The following is a 2,019-nucleotide window of genomic DNA, read 5'->3' on the forward strand; positions in this document are numbered from 1 at the left end:
GCACCACGGTCGCGAAGTACGCCGGCAACATCTCTCGCCGTCTCGGCATGAGGTTTCAGGCGAGGTTTTTCATCGAGGACGATCGGGTCACCGACGGCAAATCCCGCATTCCGAAGCAACGAGACGACAACCCGCCCGGCGATATCCATCGTGGTAGCGTCGGCGACAATGGCGAGGGGTTTTTCGCGTGTACCATCAAGCAAATCCGGCAAGGCAGCCAGAGCGGAACGGGCGACGACGACGTCACGCGTCACCGCCGCCTTCTGRACCGCTTTCTGGAGAACGCTCGCCTGATCGGACATCAAACCCTCACTTTGAATACATTTGAATAGTTTGTATTACAAATGTATGACAAAGACAATCTTCGCCCTTCGTCGCAGTCCCTTTTCCAACAGCCTGAACCGGAATCCATGAAATCTCTCGACCAGCTTTCTCCTGAGGACCTCCGCAAAATTAAAGTGGTTCTGACCGATATCGATGACACCGTGACATCCGAGGGCCGCCTCACGGCGGCTGCCTATGGCGCCTTGGAGCGCTTGCAGAAATCCGGCCTCAAGGTGGTTCCGATTACCGGGCGTCCGGCAGGCTGGTGCGATCACATCGCGCGTATGTGGCCTGTCGATGGCGTCGTCGGCGAGAATGGCGCCTTCTACTTCGTCTATGACCACGCTCTGCGAACCATGCGGCAGCACTTCTGGGTTCAGGGCGACGTCGTCAGGCAGAATCGGGAACGCCTCAACGCACTTGCCGCCGAAGTGCTGAAGGCCGTGCCAGGCRCTGCGCTTGCGAGCGATCAGCCTTATCGCATCGCCGACGTCGCCATCGATTTCTGTGAGGATGTCCCTCCTCTACCGGAAGCCGATATCGACCGGATCGTCGCCATCTTCAAAAAGGCCGGTGCGCAGGCAAAAGTCAGCTCGATCCACGTCAATGCCTGGTTCGGTGAATACGACAAATTGTCCATGACTCGCATCTTCCTCCAACGGGAATTCGGCCTCGATGCGGCGCGGGATACGGACGTGATTCTCTATTCCGGCGATTCGCCCAATGACGAGCCGATGTTCGCCGCTTTCCCATTGTCCGTGGGCGTTGCCAACATCAAAGCCTTCGAGCACAGGCTAGTGTCGAAACCGACCTATGTGACACAAGGTCATTCGGGCGACGGCTTCGTCGAGTTGGCCGATCTGCTTCTTGCCAATCGCGCAGGAGCGCGCTGACATGCCGTTCCTGCCATCGCAAATTCACACGGAATGACGCCATGAGCCACAGCGACGAGCAAGTGGAAGTCCGGGTTGCCTGGCTCTATTTCATGGAGAACCTGACGCAGGCCGATATTGCCGAAAGGCTCGGGATGACCCGCCTTCGCGTCAACCGCATGCTCGTCGAGGCGCGAACGAGCGGTCTCGTCGGCATCACGCTCAATTCGCGGTTCGCGAGCTGCATCTCTCTTGAGCAGACGCTGACTGGCGAATTCGGCTTGAAGGACGCCATCATCGTGCCGACCCCGGCCGATCCTGATCTCGTGCCAGTCTTGCTCGGCCAAGCCGCCGGCGAGTACCTTTCGAACCACTTGGAAAACAATGCTGTCACCGGCTTGGGCGTCGGGTGGGGCGCGACTTTGCGCGAGACGATTCGCCATACGCGCGCAGGCCGCTATCCCGATCTCTGCGTCAATTCCATGATGGGCGGGCTGACACACGGCCTCGAACTCAACACGTTCGAGACTGCGAGCGGACTGGCGAACCGGCTCAACGCGCAATGCCAGTATCTGGCGGCACCCATTTACGCCGGTAGTCCCGCGTCCCGCGACACGATCTTGTCGCAGGACGTCTTTCGCGAGACCTTCGACCGGATTTCAACGAACGATGTCGCCGTTCTGAGCATCGGCGATCTCTCGGAGCGTTCGCTGCTCGTCAGGTATGGACTTCCTCGCGACGTCACAACGGATGCATTGCGCTCGAAGGGCGCTGTCGGCGATATCATGGGACAGTTCTTCGACGAAAGCGGAATGCCTGTCGA

Annotated in this window: 3 protein-coding genes; 2 read left to right on the forward strand and 1 reads right to left on the reverse strand. The window is 59.1% G+C overall.

The genetic code is table 11. The features are described from left to right. The coding region (locus AC1DT3_RS19215) for a hypothetical protein (protein WP_477466814.1) at positions 1-302 on the reverse strand (302 nt) is incomplete at its 3' end. 108 nt (positions 303-410) lie between these two features. On the opposite strand from AC1DT3_RS19215, the gene AC1DT3_RS19220 reads away from it, so the two are divergent. Beyond that, positions 411-1,217, forward strand: a complete 807-nt coding sequence (locus AC1DT3_RS19220) for an HAD family hydrolase (RefSeq protein WP_477466815.1) — start codon at positions 411-413, stop codon at positions 1,215-1,217. Between the two features lie 41 nt (positions 1,218-1,258). Continuing rightward, a partial coding sequence (locus AC1DT3_RS19225; RefSeq protein ID WP_477466816.1) for a sugar-binding transcriptional regulator occupies positions 1,259-2,019 on the forward strand: 761 nt, incomplete at its 3' end.

The organism is Microvirga sp. P4_G7, from assembly GCF_056401005.1.